The sequence below is a fragment of the Streptomyces sp. NPDC060205 genome (assembly GCF_042728395.1).
Classification (GTDB): domain Bacteria; phylum Actinomycetota; class Actinomycetes; order Streptomycetales; family Streptomycetaceae; genus Streptomyces.
Window position 1 is genome coordinate 1 of sequence record NZ_JBHWZP010000263.1, and the last position, 13,435, is coordinate 13,435.

A 13,435-nucleotide genomic window follows, 5' to 3' on the forward strand; every position below is an offset into this window, starting at 1 on the left:
GTTTCAGGGGCGCGGGGAACTGCGCAATCTGTGAGGTGCGCGTGCGACGGCGGGTGATGTGGGCGTTCCGGGGGCGCGGGGAACTGCGCAGTCTTATGGCTCTAGGGGCGCGGGGAACTGCGCAGGGTTTTAGGGGCGCGGGGAACTGCGCGACCAGCCCCCACCGGGGCCGCGGACGAAAACCCTCAGCCCGCGGTCACCACGGTCCGTACGGAACCGTCCGGCCCCGCGACGAACACCGGCGTGGCCGCACCGCCGAGGTCCCGCACCGCGGCGAGGTCATCGTCCGGCAGGGACGACCCCTCGCCCAAGACCACCGCCGCCGCCTCCAGCGACGTAGCCCCCGAGGCGACAGCCATAGCCACCGCCGTGCGCAGCGCGCTCAACCGCAGCGAGGGCAGTGCGACGGTGCCCGCCACATACGTACGGCCGTTGTCGTCCCGCACGGCCGCCCCCTCGGGCACCCCGTTGCGGGCCCGGGCCGCACGGGCCAGGGTGACGATCTTGCGGTCCTCGGGTTCGAGCGCGGTGCTGTCGGTCATGCCCAGAGCATACGTACGACGTCACACGACGTCACACGGCGTCGCACGGCAGCTCAGGGCCGGTCGAGCCGCAGCCGCTCCGCCCGCGGCAACCCCGCCACCACCAGGTCGTACGAGTCCTCGACCAGCTCCCGGACCAGCCGGCCGGGCAGCGAGCCGTCCACGGTCACCGTGTTCCAGTGGCGCTTGTTCATGTGCCAGCCCGGAACGATCAGCCCTTCGTGCTCCCCGCGCAACCGCACCGCGTCCTCGGGGTCGCACTTCAGGTTGACGGTGAGCGGACTGCCCTCCAGGGAGCTGAGCGCGAACATCTTCCCCAGCACCTTGAAGACCGAGGTCTCCGGGTTGAAGGGGAACTCCTCCACGGCGGCGTTGAAGGACAGACACAGCGCGCGCAGCTCCTGCGGGGTCATGGCGTCACTCCGCCTTCTCCTCCGGGGCCTCCGCATCCGCGTCGGCCGGCACGACGGGCTCGACCAGCACCGTGACGATCTTGTTCCGGCGCCCCGCCGAGGCCTCGGCGGTCAGCAGCAGCTCGCGGCCGTCGGGCAGTTCGACGACCGAGGACGCGCCCGCGATGGGCACGCGGCCGAGCGCCTTCGCGAGGAGCCCGCCGACCGTCTCCACGTCCTCGTCGTCGTACGCCTCGAAGCCGTACAGCTCGCCGAGGTCGCCGATGTCGAGCCGGGCGGTGACCCGGTAGCGGTCATCGCCGAGGTCCTGCACGGGCGGCAGCTCCCGGTCGTACTCGTCGGTGATCTCGCCGACGATCTCCTCAAGGATGTCCTCGATGGTGACGATGCCGGCCGTGCCGCCGTACTCGTCGATGACGACGGCGACGTGGTTGCGATCCTGCTGCATCTCACGCAGCAGGTCACCCGCGTTCTTCGTGTCCGGGACGAACGCGGCGGGCCGCATGGCCGTGGACACCAGCTCGCTCTCCGCGTCCCGGCTGATGTGCGTCTTGCGGGCCAGGTCCTTCAGGTACACGATCCCGACGATGTCGTCCTCGCTCTCCCCGGTGACGGGCACGCGCGAGAAACCGGAGCGCAGGGCGAGCGTCAGCGCCTGCCGGATGGTCTTGTACCGCTCGATGACCACCAGGTCGGTGCGCGGGACCATGACCTCCCGGACCAGCGTGTCGCCCAGCTCGAAGACGGAGTGCACCATGCGGCGCTCCTCGTCCTCGATGAGGGACTCCTTCTCCGCCAGGTCGACCATCGCGCGCAGCTCGGCCTCGGAGGCGAAGGGCCCGCGCCGGAAGCCCTTGCCGGGCGTGAGCGCGTTGCCGATGAGGATGAGCAGGGGCGGGATCGGCCCCATGATCCTGGCCAGCGGCAGCAGCACGTACGCGGACGCCGTCGCCGTGTTCAGCGGGTGCTGGCGGCCGATGGTGCGCGGCGAGACCCCGACGGCGACGTACGAGACGAGGACCATCACGCCGATGGCGACGGCCAGCGCCTGCCAGGTCTCGGCGAACTCCTTCAGGCAGGCGTACGTGACGAGGGCGGCGGACGCCATCTCGCAGGCGACGCGCACCAGCAGGGCCACGTTCAGATAGCGGGTCGGGTCGGCGGCGACCTGGGCGAGCTTGGCGCTGCCGCGGCGGCCGGACCGTACGGCCTCCTCGGCGCGGAAGCTGGAGACGCGGGCGAGGCCGGCCTCCGCGCAGGCGGCGAGCCAGGCGACCACGACGAGGGCGATGGCGCCCAGGACCAGTTGCGGGCTCATGAGACGGTCGGGGCCGGGGAGGGACCTTCGAGGCCCTTCTCCGCACGCCAGCCGTCCACGATGGCGGCCTGCAGACCGAACATCTCGGCCTTCTCGTCGGGCTCCTCGTGGTCGTACCCGAGCAGGTGCAGCACTCCGTGGACGGTGAGGAGCTGGAGTTCCTCGTCCATGGAGTGCTGCGTCTCGGCGTCCTTGCCCTGCTGCTCGGCGACCTCCGGGCACAGCACGATGTCACCGAGCAGCCCCTGCGGGGGCTCCTCGTCGTCCTTCGATGGCGGCCGTAGCTCGTCCATCGGGAACGACATGACATCCGTGGGGCCCGGCAGGTCCATCCACTGGATGTGCAGCTGCTCCATGGCGTCGGTGTCCACGACGATCACCGAGAGCTCGGAGAGCGGGTGGATGCGCATCCGCGCGAGGGCGTAGCGGGCGATGTCGAGGATCGCCTGCTCGTCGACCTCGGTTCCGGACTCGTTGTTGACGTCGATCGACATGGTCGCGCTGGTCTACTTCCGTTTGGTACGGGCGCCCTTGTGGGTGCCGTTCTCCGTGCCGTTCTGGCTGTCGTACTTCTCGTACGCGTCGACGATACGGCCGACCAGCTTGTGCCGGACGACGTCCTGGGTGGTGAGCCGCGAGAAGTGGACGTCGTCGAGGCCCTCCAGGATGTCCTGGACCTGACGCAGACCGGACTTGGTGCCGCTCGGCAGGTCGACCTGCGTCACATCACCGGTGACCACGATCTTCGAATCGAAACCGAGCCGGGTGAGGAACATCTTCATCTGCTCGGCGCTGGTGTTCTGCGCCTCGTCCAGGATGATGAAGGCGTCATTGAGCGTCCTGCCCCGCATGTACGCCAGCGGCGCGACCTCGATCGTGCCCGCCGCCATCAGGCGTGGGATCGAGTCCGGGTCGAGCATGTCGTGCAGCGCGTCGTACAGCGGGCGCAGGTAGGGGTCGATCTTGTCGTAGAGCGTGCCGGGCAGGAAGCCGAGCCGCTCCCCCGCCTCCACGGCCGGGCGGGTCAGGATGATGCGGCTGACCTGCTTGGCCTGGAGGGCCTGGACCGCCTTCGCCATGGCAAGGTAGGTCTTGCCCGTACCGGCGGGGCCGATGCCGAAGACGATGGTGTGCTTGTCTATGGCGTCGACGTACCGCTTCTGGTTCAGCGTCTTGGGGCGGATGGTGCGTCCGCGCGAGGACAGGATGTTCTGGGTGAGGACCTCGGCGGGGGTCTCCGGGCCGTCTCCCTCCCCGTTCTCCGTCGCCCGCAGCATGGCGATCGAGCGTTCCACCGCGTCCTCCGTCATCGGCTGTCCGGTGCGGAGCACCAGCATCATCTCGTCGAACAGTCGCTGGACGAGGGCCACTTCACGGGCGTCGCCGATGGCGCTGATCTCATTGCCCCGGACGTGGATGTCGGCCGCCGGGAAAGCCTTCTCGATCACGCGCAGGAGGACGTCCCCGGATCCCAGCACGGTCACCATGGGGTGCGCCGCGGGGACGGTGAACTGGGCTCGTGACTGCCCCTGCGCGGGGGTGTGAGCTGTGGGTGTCTGAGTCATGGGCCGGCTCTGAAGGCCTGCTCATCCTCCTCGGTGAGGCACGCTTGCCGGTACGGCAGCCTTGTGTCTCCAAGAGTACGTCGGGGCACCGACAACACCGTAGGACTTTTCCGCCGCACCTGTGGCATCAGGGGCGGCCCCGGGTGCGGCCCCTGCGGCCTCGCGCGGATCCCGTCCGGCCCCACGCGGATCTCATCCGGTCTCACGCGGATCTGCGGAAGCCGATCGTCGGTACGGCCCGTCTCAGGGGCCAGGCCCGGGCGCTCTCCGGAAGCAGCGGTTCCAGGAAGGCGTACCGGCCGAGCGCCGCGGGATCCTGGTGGTCGTAGGACTGCACGCGGCGCCACCAGGCGGCGATCTCCGACCAGCCGGGCGCGGACAGCGATCCCCCGAACTCCTGGACCGACAGGGCCGCGGTGAGGCCCGCGAAGGCGAGGCGGTCGGCGAGCGGCCAGCCGGCCAGCGTGCCCGTCACGAACCCCGCGACGAAGACGTCCCCGGCACCGGTCGGGTCCATCGCCTCGACCTCGATGGCCGGAACCTCCGCGGTCTCACCGGTCCTGCGGTCCACGGCGTACGCGCCCTCGGCACCCAGCGTGACGACGGCGAGCGGTACGTGCTCGGTGAGCGCGTGCGCGGCGGCGCGCGGACACGAGGCGCCCGTGTACCGCATGGCCTCCTCGGCGTTCGGCAGGAACGCCTCGCAGTGCCGCAGGTCGGGCAGCCCGGCGAGGTCCCAGCGGCCCGTGTCGTCCCAGCCGACGTCGGCGAAGATCCGGGTGCCCCGCTCGGCCGCCCCGGCGATCCAGTGCGCGCTCGTGCCCGGCGTCAGGGAGGCGACGGCGGCCCGCGCGCGGGGCGAGCAGTCGGGCGCGGGCTCCTCCGGGGGCGGCTCGTGGCCGTGGCTGACCATGGTCCGCTCGCCCTCGTACGCCATCGAGACGGTCACCGGGGAGTGCCAGCCGGGCACGGTGCGGGACGCGGAGAGGTCGATGTGTTCGCCCTGCTCCAGGGCGTCCCAGCAGTACTCCCCGTAGTGGTCGTCCCCGAAGGCCGCCGCGAGCGCGGTCTTCAGGCCGAGCCTGGCCAGCGCGGTCGCCATGTTCGCGACGCCGCCGGGGCTTGAGCCCATGCCGCGGGCCCAGGACTCGGTCCCGCGGACGGGGGCGGAGCCGAGGCCGGTGAAGATGATGTCGAGGAAGACGGTGCCGGTGAGATAGACGTCCCAGGGCGGTTCGTCTGAGTGGCGCAGTTCGGCGAGTGGGTCGAACTGGGCCTGTCGGTACGGTCCCTTCCCGTTGGACGCGGTCACGGTGCGCTCCCCTGAGTGGTGCGGATTCAGGCCAGTGTGCACCAAACGCTCTTCGGCGCGGGGAGGGTCACGCCGGGCCCTCGCGTCCCGTCGGCCACGAGCCGCCGCTGCTGCGGTTCAGGCCCGGGACGGGTCGAAATCGCGCTCTGTTACCCGGGTCGCCATCCCCCAAACAACAAGTGCTCCAGATCACATCCTCCGGCTTATCGAATCCGCCCTTCCGCTTGATACAAATTGCCCGCGCGTTCCTGTCCGTCGACGGCCGCACCAACTCCCCCTCGCATGGCCCCCCTTTCCGTCCGCACGCCCAGGGAACGCCCGTGTCCGCCCGCACCACCGCTCCGTCCTGGCCCCTCGTCGCCCTTTTCACGGCGGGCTATCTGGCCCCGTACCTGCTGCCCACCACCGTCGGCAGACTCGACGCCGCCCTTCCCCTCTCCGCCACACAGGCCGGTGCCGTCGGCAGTCTGCTGCTGCTCAGCTCGGCCGCGGCGGGCTTCTCCCTCGCCTCCCGGATCCACCGGCTGGGCGCCCGGCGCCTGGCCCGCGCGGGTCTGCTGCTCGCCGTGCTCGGCTACGGCACGGCCGCGCTGTCGTCCGACGTGCCCGTCGTCATCGCCGGCGCGCTGGTGGGCGGTCTCGGCTCCGGTACGGCCACCACGGTCGCCGCGGCCGGCACGGCCGCCCGGCGGGACCCCCACCGCACCACGACCCTCGGCCTGCTGAGCGTCTCCGCGCTCGCGGCGGCCGTCTATCTGACGGTCCCCCACCTGGGCCCGGGCCACGGCCTCCCCCTCGCGGCGGTCGCGCTCACCGCGGCCCTCGTCTGGCCCGCGACCGCGCATCTGCCCACCGGCTCCGGCGAGGCCGCGCCGACCGCCCACCGCCCCGCCTCGACGCCCGTGCCCCCGCTGCCGTACCGCCGCCCCGGCCTGGTGCTCGCCGCGGCCATGCTCTGCTGGTCCCTGGCCCAGAACTCCCTGTGGGGCGTCAGCAGCCACATCGGGACCCGGCAGGCGGGCCTGGGCGAGGCGACGGTCGGCGTGGTCTTCGCGGCGGCCCTCGGCGCGGGCCTGCTCGGCGTGCTGTGCGCGGGTGCGCTCGGCCCCCGGATCGGCCGGGCGCTGCCCGTCGGCGCGGGCACCGCCCTGATCGCGGTCTGCATCGTGGTCAGCGCGGGCGCGGACGGTCTGACGAGCTTCGCCGTGGGCGAGATCGCCTGGAACGCCCTCTACCCGGTGGTCCTCTCCTACCTGATCAGCCTGGCCGCGTCGCTCGACCCGCACGGCCGCTGGGCCGTCCTGGCGGGCTCGGCGTCCTCCCTCGGCACGGCGTGCGGCCCCCTGGCGGGCAGCCTGCTGTCGGCCGCGGCGGGCTATCCCGCGATGGGCTGGGTGCTCGCGACGGTCCTGCTCCTGCTGGCCGTACCGCTCGCCGCGGTGGCCGTACGCACCACGGGCGGCCCGGTGCTCCGGGGCCCGGAACCGGTCCTGCGCGGCGGCCCCGCGGAGCAGCCGGCGCACCAGCCGGTGCAGCAGCCCGCGCAGCACCCCATGGAGCAGCCCGTGGTGGAGATCACCGTGGACCACCCGCAGCCCGCACAGCAGGAGTTCGACACGGCGGGCCCCCAGAACTCGGGCACGTCACCGTCGGCACCCGCGCCCTGAACCACCCCTTCCAGGGCGCCCTCAGGCCCCGAACTCGTACGCCTCCACCTCGGCGAGGTACCGCGCCCGCCGCTCCTCGTCGTGTTCGAGGAACGACGCGGTGAACGAGTTGCGGGCCAGGTCGCGCAGCCGCTCCGGGGAGAGTCCGAGGGCTTCCCGGACGGCGTCGAAGTTGTCCCCGGCGTAGCCGCCGAAGTACGCGGGGTCGTCGGAGTTGACCGTGCACAGCAGGCCCGCGTCGAGCATCGCGGGCAGCGGGTGCTCCGCCAGCACGTCGACGGCCCTCAGCCGCACGTTGGACAGGGGGCACAGCGTGAGCGGCACCTGCTCCCGTACCAGCCGGGCCACCAGCTCCGGGTCCTCCATGCAGCGCAGCCCGTGGTCGATCCGCTCGACGCCGAGCACGTCGAGCGCCTCGGTGATGTACGCGGGCGGCCCCTCCTCGCCCGCGTGCGCGACCCGCCGCAGACCGAGCGCGGCGGCGGCCTCGTACACCTCGCGGAACGTGACCGGCGGGTGCCCGACCTCGGCGGAGTCGAGTCCGACGCCGACGATCGGGCCGTGCGGCGCCAGGTACGGCTTCGCGGCCTCCAAGGTCTCCAGCGCCGACGCGGCGGACTCGTCGCGCAGGAAGCACATGATCAGCTGGGTGGAGATGCCGTGCACGGCCCCTCCCCCACTCTCGGCTTCGCTCAAGCGGGGGGACCCCCATCGGTCGAGCGCTCGCCCGAGCCCGTCCACCACCGTCCCGATGCCGACGCCCCGCGCGAGATGCGCCTGCGGGTCGAAGAAGATCTCCGCGTGCCGCACACCCTGCGCGGCGGCGCGCGCGAGGTACGCGTCGGCGAGATCCGCGAAGTCGTCCTCGGTCCGCAGCACGGCCATGAGCCCGTAGTACAGGTCCAGGAACGACTGCAGATCGGTGAACTCGTACGCCTTGCGCAGCTCGTCCGTATCCGCGTACGGCAGCGTGATCCCGTTGCGGGCCGCCAGGGCGAAAGCCAGCTCGGGCTCCAGCGTGCCTTCGATGTGCAGGTGCAGTTCAGCTTTGGGGAGGGGCATCGAAGCATGGTACGGGTGTTTTACCGACGCTTCGGAACCGGCACCCTCAGCAGATCGTGCGCCACGGTCAGCTCCCCCTCGAACCCGGCGGCCCGCGCCTGCCGCTCGAACTCCTCCGGATCGGAGTACCGCTGGCTGAAGTGCGTCAGCACCAGATGCCGTACGCCCGCGTCCCGCGCGACGGTGGCCGCCTGCCCGGCGGTCAGGTGCCCGTGGTCGACGGCGAGCCGCACGTCCTCGTCCAGGAACGTCGACTCGATGACGAGCAGGTCGCAGCCCTCGGCGAGCGCGTACACCCCGTCGCACAGCCGGGTGTCCATGACGAAAGCGAACCGCTGCCCGCGCCGCACCTCGCTGACGTCGTCGAGCAGGACGTCCCCGAGGACCCCCTCCCGCTGGATCCGCCCCACGTCCGGGCCCTTGATCCCGTGCGCGGCGAGCCGGTCGCCCAGCATCCGCCGCCCGTCGGGCTCGACGAGCCGGTACCCGTACGACTCGACGGGATGCGACAGCTTCCGCGCCTCCAGCTCGTACGTCTTCGTGGCCGCGAGGACCCCGTCGGCGTCCACCGGAACCTCGGTGAGCGCGACCGTCTCGCGGTAGGCGGTCGCGTACCGCAGCCGGTCGAAGAACTTCTGCCCCGAGCGCGGATAGTGCGCGCTGATCTCGTGCGGCACCCGGTCGAGGTTGATCCGCTGGATCACCCCGGCCAGCCCCAGCGAGTGGTCGCCGTGGAAGTGCGTGACACAGATCCGGTGCAGGTCGTGCGCGGCCACGCCGGCCCGCAGCATCTGCCGCTGCGTGCCCTCGCCGGGATCGAAGAGGATGCCCTCGCCGTCCCAGCGCAGCAGGTAGCCGTTGTGGTTGCGGTGCCGGGTGGGAACCTGGCTGGCGGTCCCGAGGACCACCAATTCACGTACGGACACGTCGGGTTGTCCAGCTTCTCGCTATCCGGTTCTCGCTATCCGGGGGGCCACTGCAGACCACGGCCGCCCAGTACGTGGGCGTGCGCGTGGAAGACGGTCTGACCGGCCCCGCTCCCGGTGTTGAAGACGAGGCGGTAGCTGTCGAGCTTCTCCTCGGCGGCGACCTCACCGGCCTCGCGCACGACATCGGCGAGGATCGCCGGTTCGGCGGCGGCGAGGGAGGCGGCGTCCGGGTGATGGACCTTCGGGATCACCAGGATGTGGGTGGGCGCCTGCGGACTTATGTCCCGGAAGGCGAGAGTCGTCTCCGTCTCACGCACGACGGTCGCCGGGATCCTCCCCCCGACGATCTTGCAGAACAGACAGTCGTCCTGCGGTTCCCCGACCATCACACAGCCTCCTCAGCCTCAGTCGATCGATGCCCGGGCATGGTACCGAGGGGCAGCCCCGTAGGGGGCGCCCCGTCAGGGGCGCGGGGAACGGCGCAATCTTTTGTCCTCGGAGGGGCGCAGCCCCTTGAGGGGCGCGGGGAACTGCGCGACCAGCCCCCACGCACCCGCACCCGCCGAACCGCCCGTCACGCCCCCGGCAACTCCGGAGCCACCTTCGACGGGTTGTCGGCGAGCCCCTCCAGCGCGATGCGAATCGCCTCGTCGAGCTGTACGTCACGACCGGCGGCGTAATCCTGCGGCGTCTGGACGACCTCGACGTCCGGATCGACGCCATGGTTCTCCACCCCCCACTCGTACCCCTCAAGCCAGAACGCGTACTTGGGCTGAGTGACCAGCGTCCCGTCGACCAGCCGGTACCGGCTGTCGATCCCGACGACCCCGCCCCACGTACGCGTCCCGACGACGGGCCCGATCCCCAGCGCCTTGATCGCCGCGTTCACGATGTCCCCGTCCGACCCGGAGAACTCGTTGGCGACGGCGACGACGGGCCCGCGGGGCGCGTCCTCGGGATAGCTCGTCGCGCGCATCCCGCGCGCGAGGTCCCACCCGACGATCCGCCGGGCGAGCTTCTCGATGACGAGCTGCGAGGTGTGGCCGCCGCGGTTCTCGCGGACGTCCACGACCAGTCCCTCCCGCGCCACCTCGATCCGCAGATCGCGGTGGATCTGCGCCCAGCCGGGCGCCTGCATGTCGGGCACGTGCAGATAGCCGAGCCGTCCGCCGGACTTCTCGTGCACGTACGCACGCCGGTCGGCGACCCACGCGTGGTAGCGCAGCGGCTCCTCGTCGGAGATCGGCACGACCACCGCGTGCCGCGGATCGCCGCCGCCCGCCGGGGAGACGGTCAGCTCGACGGGCTTACCGGCCGTGCCGACGAGCAGCGGCCAGGGTCCCGCGACCGGGTCGACGGACTGCCCGGAGACGGCCACGATCGCGTCGCCCGCGCGCACCGCGACCCCGGGAGCGGCGAGCGGCGACTGCGCGTCGGGGTCGGAGGTCTCCGACGGCAGGATGCGGTCGATACGCCACAGGGGCGCCCCCTGCGGGCCGTCCTCGTGGCGGGAGATGTCGGCGCCGAGCAGCCCCTGCCGTTCCCCGTGCCCGAACCCGCCGCGCGGCATGACGTACGCGTGCGAGGTGCCGAGTTCGCCCTGCACCTCCCAGAGGAGGTCGACCAGGTCGTCGTGGGTGCAGACCCGTCCGAGGACGGGCCGGTAGCGGTCCAGTACGCCGTCCCAGTCGGTGCCGCCCAGGTCGGGACGCCAGAAGTTGTCCCGCATGAGGCGGCCGGTCTCGTCGTACATCTGGCGCCACTCGGCGGCCGGGTCGACGTATCGGCGGATGCGCGACAGGTCGACGGTGATGTTCGTGTCGCTCTCGTCGTCGTTCGAGGCGCGCCGGTCGCTCGGTACGACCTTCAGTTTGCCGTCGGTCCACAGCAGGATCCGCTTGCCGTCGCCGGTGACCATGAAGCCGTCGGCGTCCGAGGCGAGGTGCTCGATGCGCTGCTGGGCGAGGTCGTAGCGCTCCAGGTCGGTCTTGGGGTCCGGGTCGTCGGGGGTGGCGCGGGAGGCTCCCAGCACACCGCGCACGGGGTGCCGCAGCCACAGCAGCCCGTCCTTGGCGGCCCGCAGACTCGTGTAACGGGCGGCCTCCACGGGGAACGGCACGATGCGGTCGCCGAGCCCTTCGAGGTCGATCCGGGTGGCGGGGGAACCCTCGCTGTCGGGCGTCTCGTCCTTGTCGGGCGCCTCGAAGGGCCGCCCGTGCCGCTGCGGTCCGAAGGGCGAGGGCGTGGTGGCGGCGAGGGTGATGAGGTGCGGCCGGGAGCCCCCGACGAAGGCGAGGTCGAAGACGTGCTCGTCGTAGACGGGGTCGAAGGACCGCGCGGACAGGAAGGCCAGATGCTTCCCGTCGAGGGTGAACGCGGGTGCGTAGTCGCGGAATCTCAGCGGGGTCGCCTCGGTCACCGACAGGTCGGCGGTGTTGGCGAGCTTGAGCTGGCGCAGCGGGCGCGGGCCGGGGTGCGACCAGGCCAGCCAGGCGGAGTCGGGTGAGAAGACGAGCCCGGTGACCTCGCCGTCCTCGCTGCGGTCGACCTCGCGGACCTCGCCGGTCTCGCGTTCGACGAGCAGGACGCGTCCGTCGTGCGAGGCGACCGCGGCGCGGCTGCCGTCGGGTGCCATCGCGAGCCCGAGGACGCGGCCGAGCTGTCCGGCGGCGAGCCTGCGCGGGGTCGCGCCGGGTGCCACGCCGGTCGCCGGGGCGAACTCCAGCGCGTCGTCGCCCTCCGCGTCGGTCGCCCACACCACGTGTTCCTCGCCGTCGGCGCGGAAGGTGCGGGGCAGCCTGGCCCGTACGCCCTGTTCGGCGGCGAGCGCGCGGGCGGGTCCCGAGCGGTGGGTGACCCAGTGGACGGCTCCGCGCACGGCGACCGCGCTGCCGCGTCCGGTGTGGTCGGGGGCGGCGGCGCCGAACCAGCGGGAGGCGTTCACGGGGTGCGGCTGGAGATCGACGCGCTGGCCGCCGAGCCGGATGTCGAGCAGGCGCGGCTCGGCCCCGTCGAGGTCGTCGAGGATCCACAGCTCACCGGCGGACGCGTACACGACGCGGGTGCCGTCGGTGGAGGCGTGCCGCGCGTAGAAGCCCTCGATGCCGGTGTGGCGCCGCAGGTCCGTTCCGTCGGCGAGGGAGGAGTACACGGCTCCCACGCCTTCGTGGTCGGAGAGGAAGACGACCCGCTCCCCGACCCATGAGGGGTATTCGAGGTTCCCGTCGAGATCGGCGTGCAGCCGTACGAACTCCCCGGCCTCCCCCTCCCCCTCCCGGTCGATCCACAACTTGCCCGCGGTGCCGCCCCGGTAGCGCTTCCACCAGGCGGCCTCGCGGCCCATCGGCGCGGACAGCAGCACGGTGCCGCCGGGCCCCTGGACCACATCGCCGACGGGCCCGTACGGGAGGGTGGTCGCGGGTCCGCCGTCGAGCGGGATCGCGCGGGCCCAGCTGCGGCGCAGGCTGGCCTGGCCCTGCGCGCTGAGCGCGAGCACCTCCCCCTCGGGGGTCCAGCCGCGCACCTGGGTCTTCCAACTGCCCCAGTACGTGAGGCGTGTGGCGGAGCCCCCGTCGACCGGGGCGATGTGCACCTCGGGGGCGCCGTCGCGGGTCGAGGTCCAGGCGACGGTCGCCCCGTCCGGGGAGATCCGTGGATGGTTCACGGGAACGTTGTCGGCACTGACCCGCCAGGCACGGCCGCCGTCGAGCGGCGCCACCCAGACGTCGTCCTCGGCGGTGAAGGTGATCAACTCACCGTGCAGGTGCGGATACCGGAGATACGCGGAAGTCGCGGCGGATGCGGCGGATGCGGTTGCGGCGGATGCAGGCTGTGTCACCCGATCACCCTATGCAGCCGTCCCAGCCGCGACCAGAGCTTTCGATCACTTCCCCGGGCCGGCCGCTTCGTCGCATTGATCACTTTCCTGAGATGCAGGAGCAACTCGGGTTCGGATACACGGTCACGGTCCTGGTGACGGTGACGGTCGCCCCCGGCTGGTCGGGTTGCTGAGTCGTCGGGTTGTTGGCGGGCGGCGTACTCGCCTGGCAATTGCCGAGGACGTTCAGCCGGAACACCTCCTTGCCGCCCACCGTGGCGGTGAGATCGCCGCGTACGCAGGTGCCGTCGATCTCCTGGGTCACCTTGCCCTTGATGCTGATGTCCTGGCCGTCCTTGGTCTCGCCCGTGCAGTCGACGGACGCCACGTTGTGCACGCTCGCGGAGGGCGTGGGTTCGTTCTTCTCGCCGTACGAGGCGGTGCAGGTGAGCCACTGCACGTCGACGCCCCGCTTCTCCAGCTCGCTCGTGCCCTTCTGGTCGGTGGTGATCGCGACGGCCGCGGTGTTCAGGCCGTCGCCCGGTTCACACGCGACCAGCGCGAACACGGCCGAGACGGCGGCCAGGGCGATCGCCGGGCCGCGGTGCCGTATACGCCTCAGTGCCCGCATGCACGGCAGCGTGCCACTGCTCGTGCCGACGCGGTAGACCCCATGCGGCCACGCTCACCCTCTCGGGGACATTGCCCCCGAACCCCCTTGTCCTCAAACGCCGGACAGGCTAGGTACGTCGTCTGCGGGTCCGGTGGGGGCGGGCCGCGCAGTTCCCCGCGCCCCTGGGCGCCTGGGGG

The 13,435-nt window shown here is 72.0% G+C and carries 12 protein-coding genes; 1 reads left to right on the top strand and 11 read right to left on the bottom strand.

Features of this window, described 5'->3' with window-relative positions; all coding sequences use genetic code 11:
• Positions 1-185: 185 nt before the first annotated feature.
• The 6 genes from ACFWGJ_RS33165 to ACFWGJ_RS33190 form a co-directional block, all read right to left on the bottom strand.
• Entirely contained in the window at positions 186-542 is a 357-nt protein-coding gene (locus ACFWGJ_RS33165; RefSeq protein ID WP_381834274.1) for a cytidine deaminase, read from the bottom strand.
• A 53-nt stretch (positions 543-595) separates the two neighbouring features.
• Positions 596-955: an MmcQ/YjbR family DNA-binding protein gene (locus ACFWGJ_RS33170; protein ID WP_381834277.1), complete on the bottom strand. Its 360-nt coding sequence runs from the start codon at positions 953-955 to the stop codon at positions 596-598.
• Between the two features lie 4 nt (positions 956-959).
• The gene (locus tag ACFWGJ_RS33175; RefSeq protein ID WP_387332061.1) at positions 960-2,273 is read right to left on the bottom strand and encodes a hemolysin family protein; all 1,314 of its coding nucleotides are present in this window, start codon (positions 2,271-2,273) and stop codon (positions 960-962) included.
• A complete protein-coding gene (gene ybeY, locus ACFWGJ_RS33180) occupies positions 2,270-2,767 on the bottom strand; it encodes an rRNA maturation RNase YbeY (RefSeq protein WP_267026048.1) in 498 nt (165 codons plus the stop codon). Before ybeY ends, ACFWGJ_RS33175 begins: the two co-directional genes overlap by 4 nt.
• A 12-nt stretch (positions 2,768-2,779) precedes the next feature.
• The gene (locus tag ACFWGJ_RS33185; protein WP_189775909.1) at positions 2,780-3,838 is read right to left on the bottom strand and encodes a PhoH family protein; all 1,059 of its coding nucleotides are present in this window, start codon (positions 3,836-3,838) and stop codon (positions 2,780-2,782) included.
• Between the two features lie 202 nt (positions 3,839-4,040).
• Positions 4,041-5,150 carry a carbohydrate kinase family protein gene (locus tag ACFWGJ_RS33190; RefSeq protein ID WP_387332064.1) on the bottom strand — a complete coding sequence of 370 codons (1,110 nt, stop codon included), beginning with the start codon at positions 5,148-5,150 and terminating at the stop codon, positions 4,041-4,043.
• Positions 5,151-5,470: 320 nt separating this feature from the next.
• Here ACFWGJ_RS33190 and ACFWGJ_RS33195 point away from each other — a divergent pair, with 320 nt between their 5' ends.
• Positions 5,471-6,817, top strand: coding sequence for an MFS transporter (locus ACFWGJ_RS33195; RefSeq protein WP_387332066.1), 1,347 nt, complete (start codon positions 5,471-5,473; stop codon positions 6,815-6,817).
• 21 nt (positions 6,818-6,838) lie between these two features.
• On the opposite strand, the gene ACFWGJ_RS33200 is transcribed toward ACFWGJ_RS33195, so the two are convergent.
• The 5 genes from ACFWGJ_RS33200 to ACFWGJ_RS33220 all read right to left on the bottom strand — a co-directional run bounded on the left by ACFWGJ_RS33200 (position 6,839) and on the right by ACFWGJ_RS33220 (position 13,256).
• Positions 6,839-7,879 carry an adenosine deaminase gene (locus ACFWGJ_RS33200; RefSeq protein WP_387332068.1) on the bottom strand — a complete coding sequence of 347 codons (1,041 nt, stop codon included), beginning with the start codon at positions 7,877-7,879 and terminating at the stop codon, positions 6,839-6,841.
• A gap of 20 nt (positions 7,880-7,899) precedes the next feature.
• On the bottom strand, positions 7,900-8,805 hold the full coding sequence (locus tag ACFWGJ_RS33205; RefSeq protein ID WP_387332070.1) for a ribonuclease Z: 906 nt from the start codon (positions 8,803-8,805) through the stop codon (positions 7,900-7,902).
• A gap of 35 nt (positions 8,806-8,840) precedes the next feature.
• Complete coding sequence (locus tag ACFWGJ_RS33210) at positions 8,841-9,194, bottom strand: histidine triad nucleotide-binding protein (RefSeq protein WP_387332072.1); 354 nt, start codon at positions 9,192-9,194, stop codon at positions 8,841-8,843.
• Positions 9,195-9,382: 188 nt separating this feature from the next.
• Positions 9,383-12,646 (bottom strand): S41 family peptidase, encoded by a 3,264-nt coding sequence (locus ACFWGJ_RS33215; protein WP_387332074.1) that lies wholly within the window; start codon positions 12,644-12,646, stop codon positions 9,383-9,385.
• A gap of 79 nt (positions 12,647-12,725) precedes the next feature.
• On the bottom strand, positions 12,726-13,256 hold the full coding sequence (locus ACFWGJ_RS33220) for a hypothetical protein (RefSeq protein ID WP_381833920.1): 531 nt from the start codon (positions 13,254-13,256) through the stop codon (positions 12,726-12,728).
• Positions 13,257-13,435: the final 179 nt, after the last annotated feature.

Excerpts from the sequence above, each read along its gene's own strand:
- ACFWGJ_RS33165 (WP_381834274.1), bottom strand. The coding sequence starts at position 542 with ATGACCGACAGCACCGCGCTCGAACCCGAGGACCGCAAGATCGTCACC.
- ACFWGJ_RS33170 (WP_381834277.1), bottom strand. The coding sequence starts at position 955 with ATGACCCCGCAGGAGCTGCGCGCGCTGTGTCTGTCCTTCAACGCCGCC.
- ACFWGJ_RS33175 (WP_387332061.1), bottom strand. The coding sequence starts at position 2,273 with ATGAGCCCGCAACTGGTCCTGGGCGCCATCGCCCTCGTCGTGGTCGCC.
- ybeY (WP_267026048.1), bottom strand. The coding sequence starts at position 2,767 with ATGTCGATCGACGTCAACAACGAGTCCGGAACCGAGGTCGACGAGCAG.
- ACFWGJ_RS33185 (WP_189775909.1), bottom strand. The coding sequence starts at position 3,838 with ATGACTCAGACACCCACAGCTCACACCCCCGCGCAGGGGCAGTCACGA.
- ACFWGJ_RS33200 (WP_387332068.1), bottom strand. The coding sequence starts at position 7,879 with ATGCCCCTCCCCAAAGCTGAACTGCACCTGCACATCGAAGGCACGCTG.
- ACFWGJ_RS33210 (WP_387332072.1), bottom strand. The coding sequence starts at position 9,194 with ATGGTCGGGGAACCGCAGGACGACTGTCTGTTCTGCAAGATCGTCGGG.
- ACFWGJ_RS33220 (WP_381833920.1), bottom strand. The coding sequence starts at position 13,256 with ATGCGGGCACTGAGGCGTATACGGCACCGCGGCCCGGCGATCGCCCTG.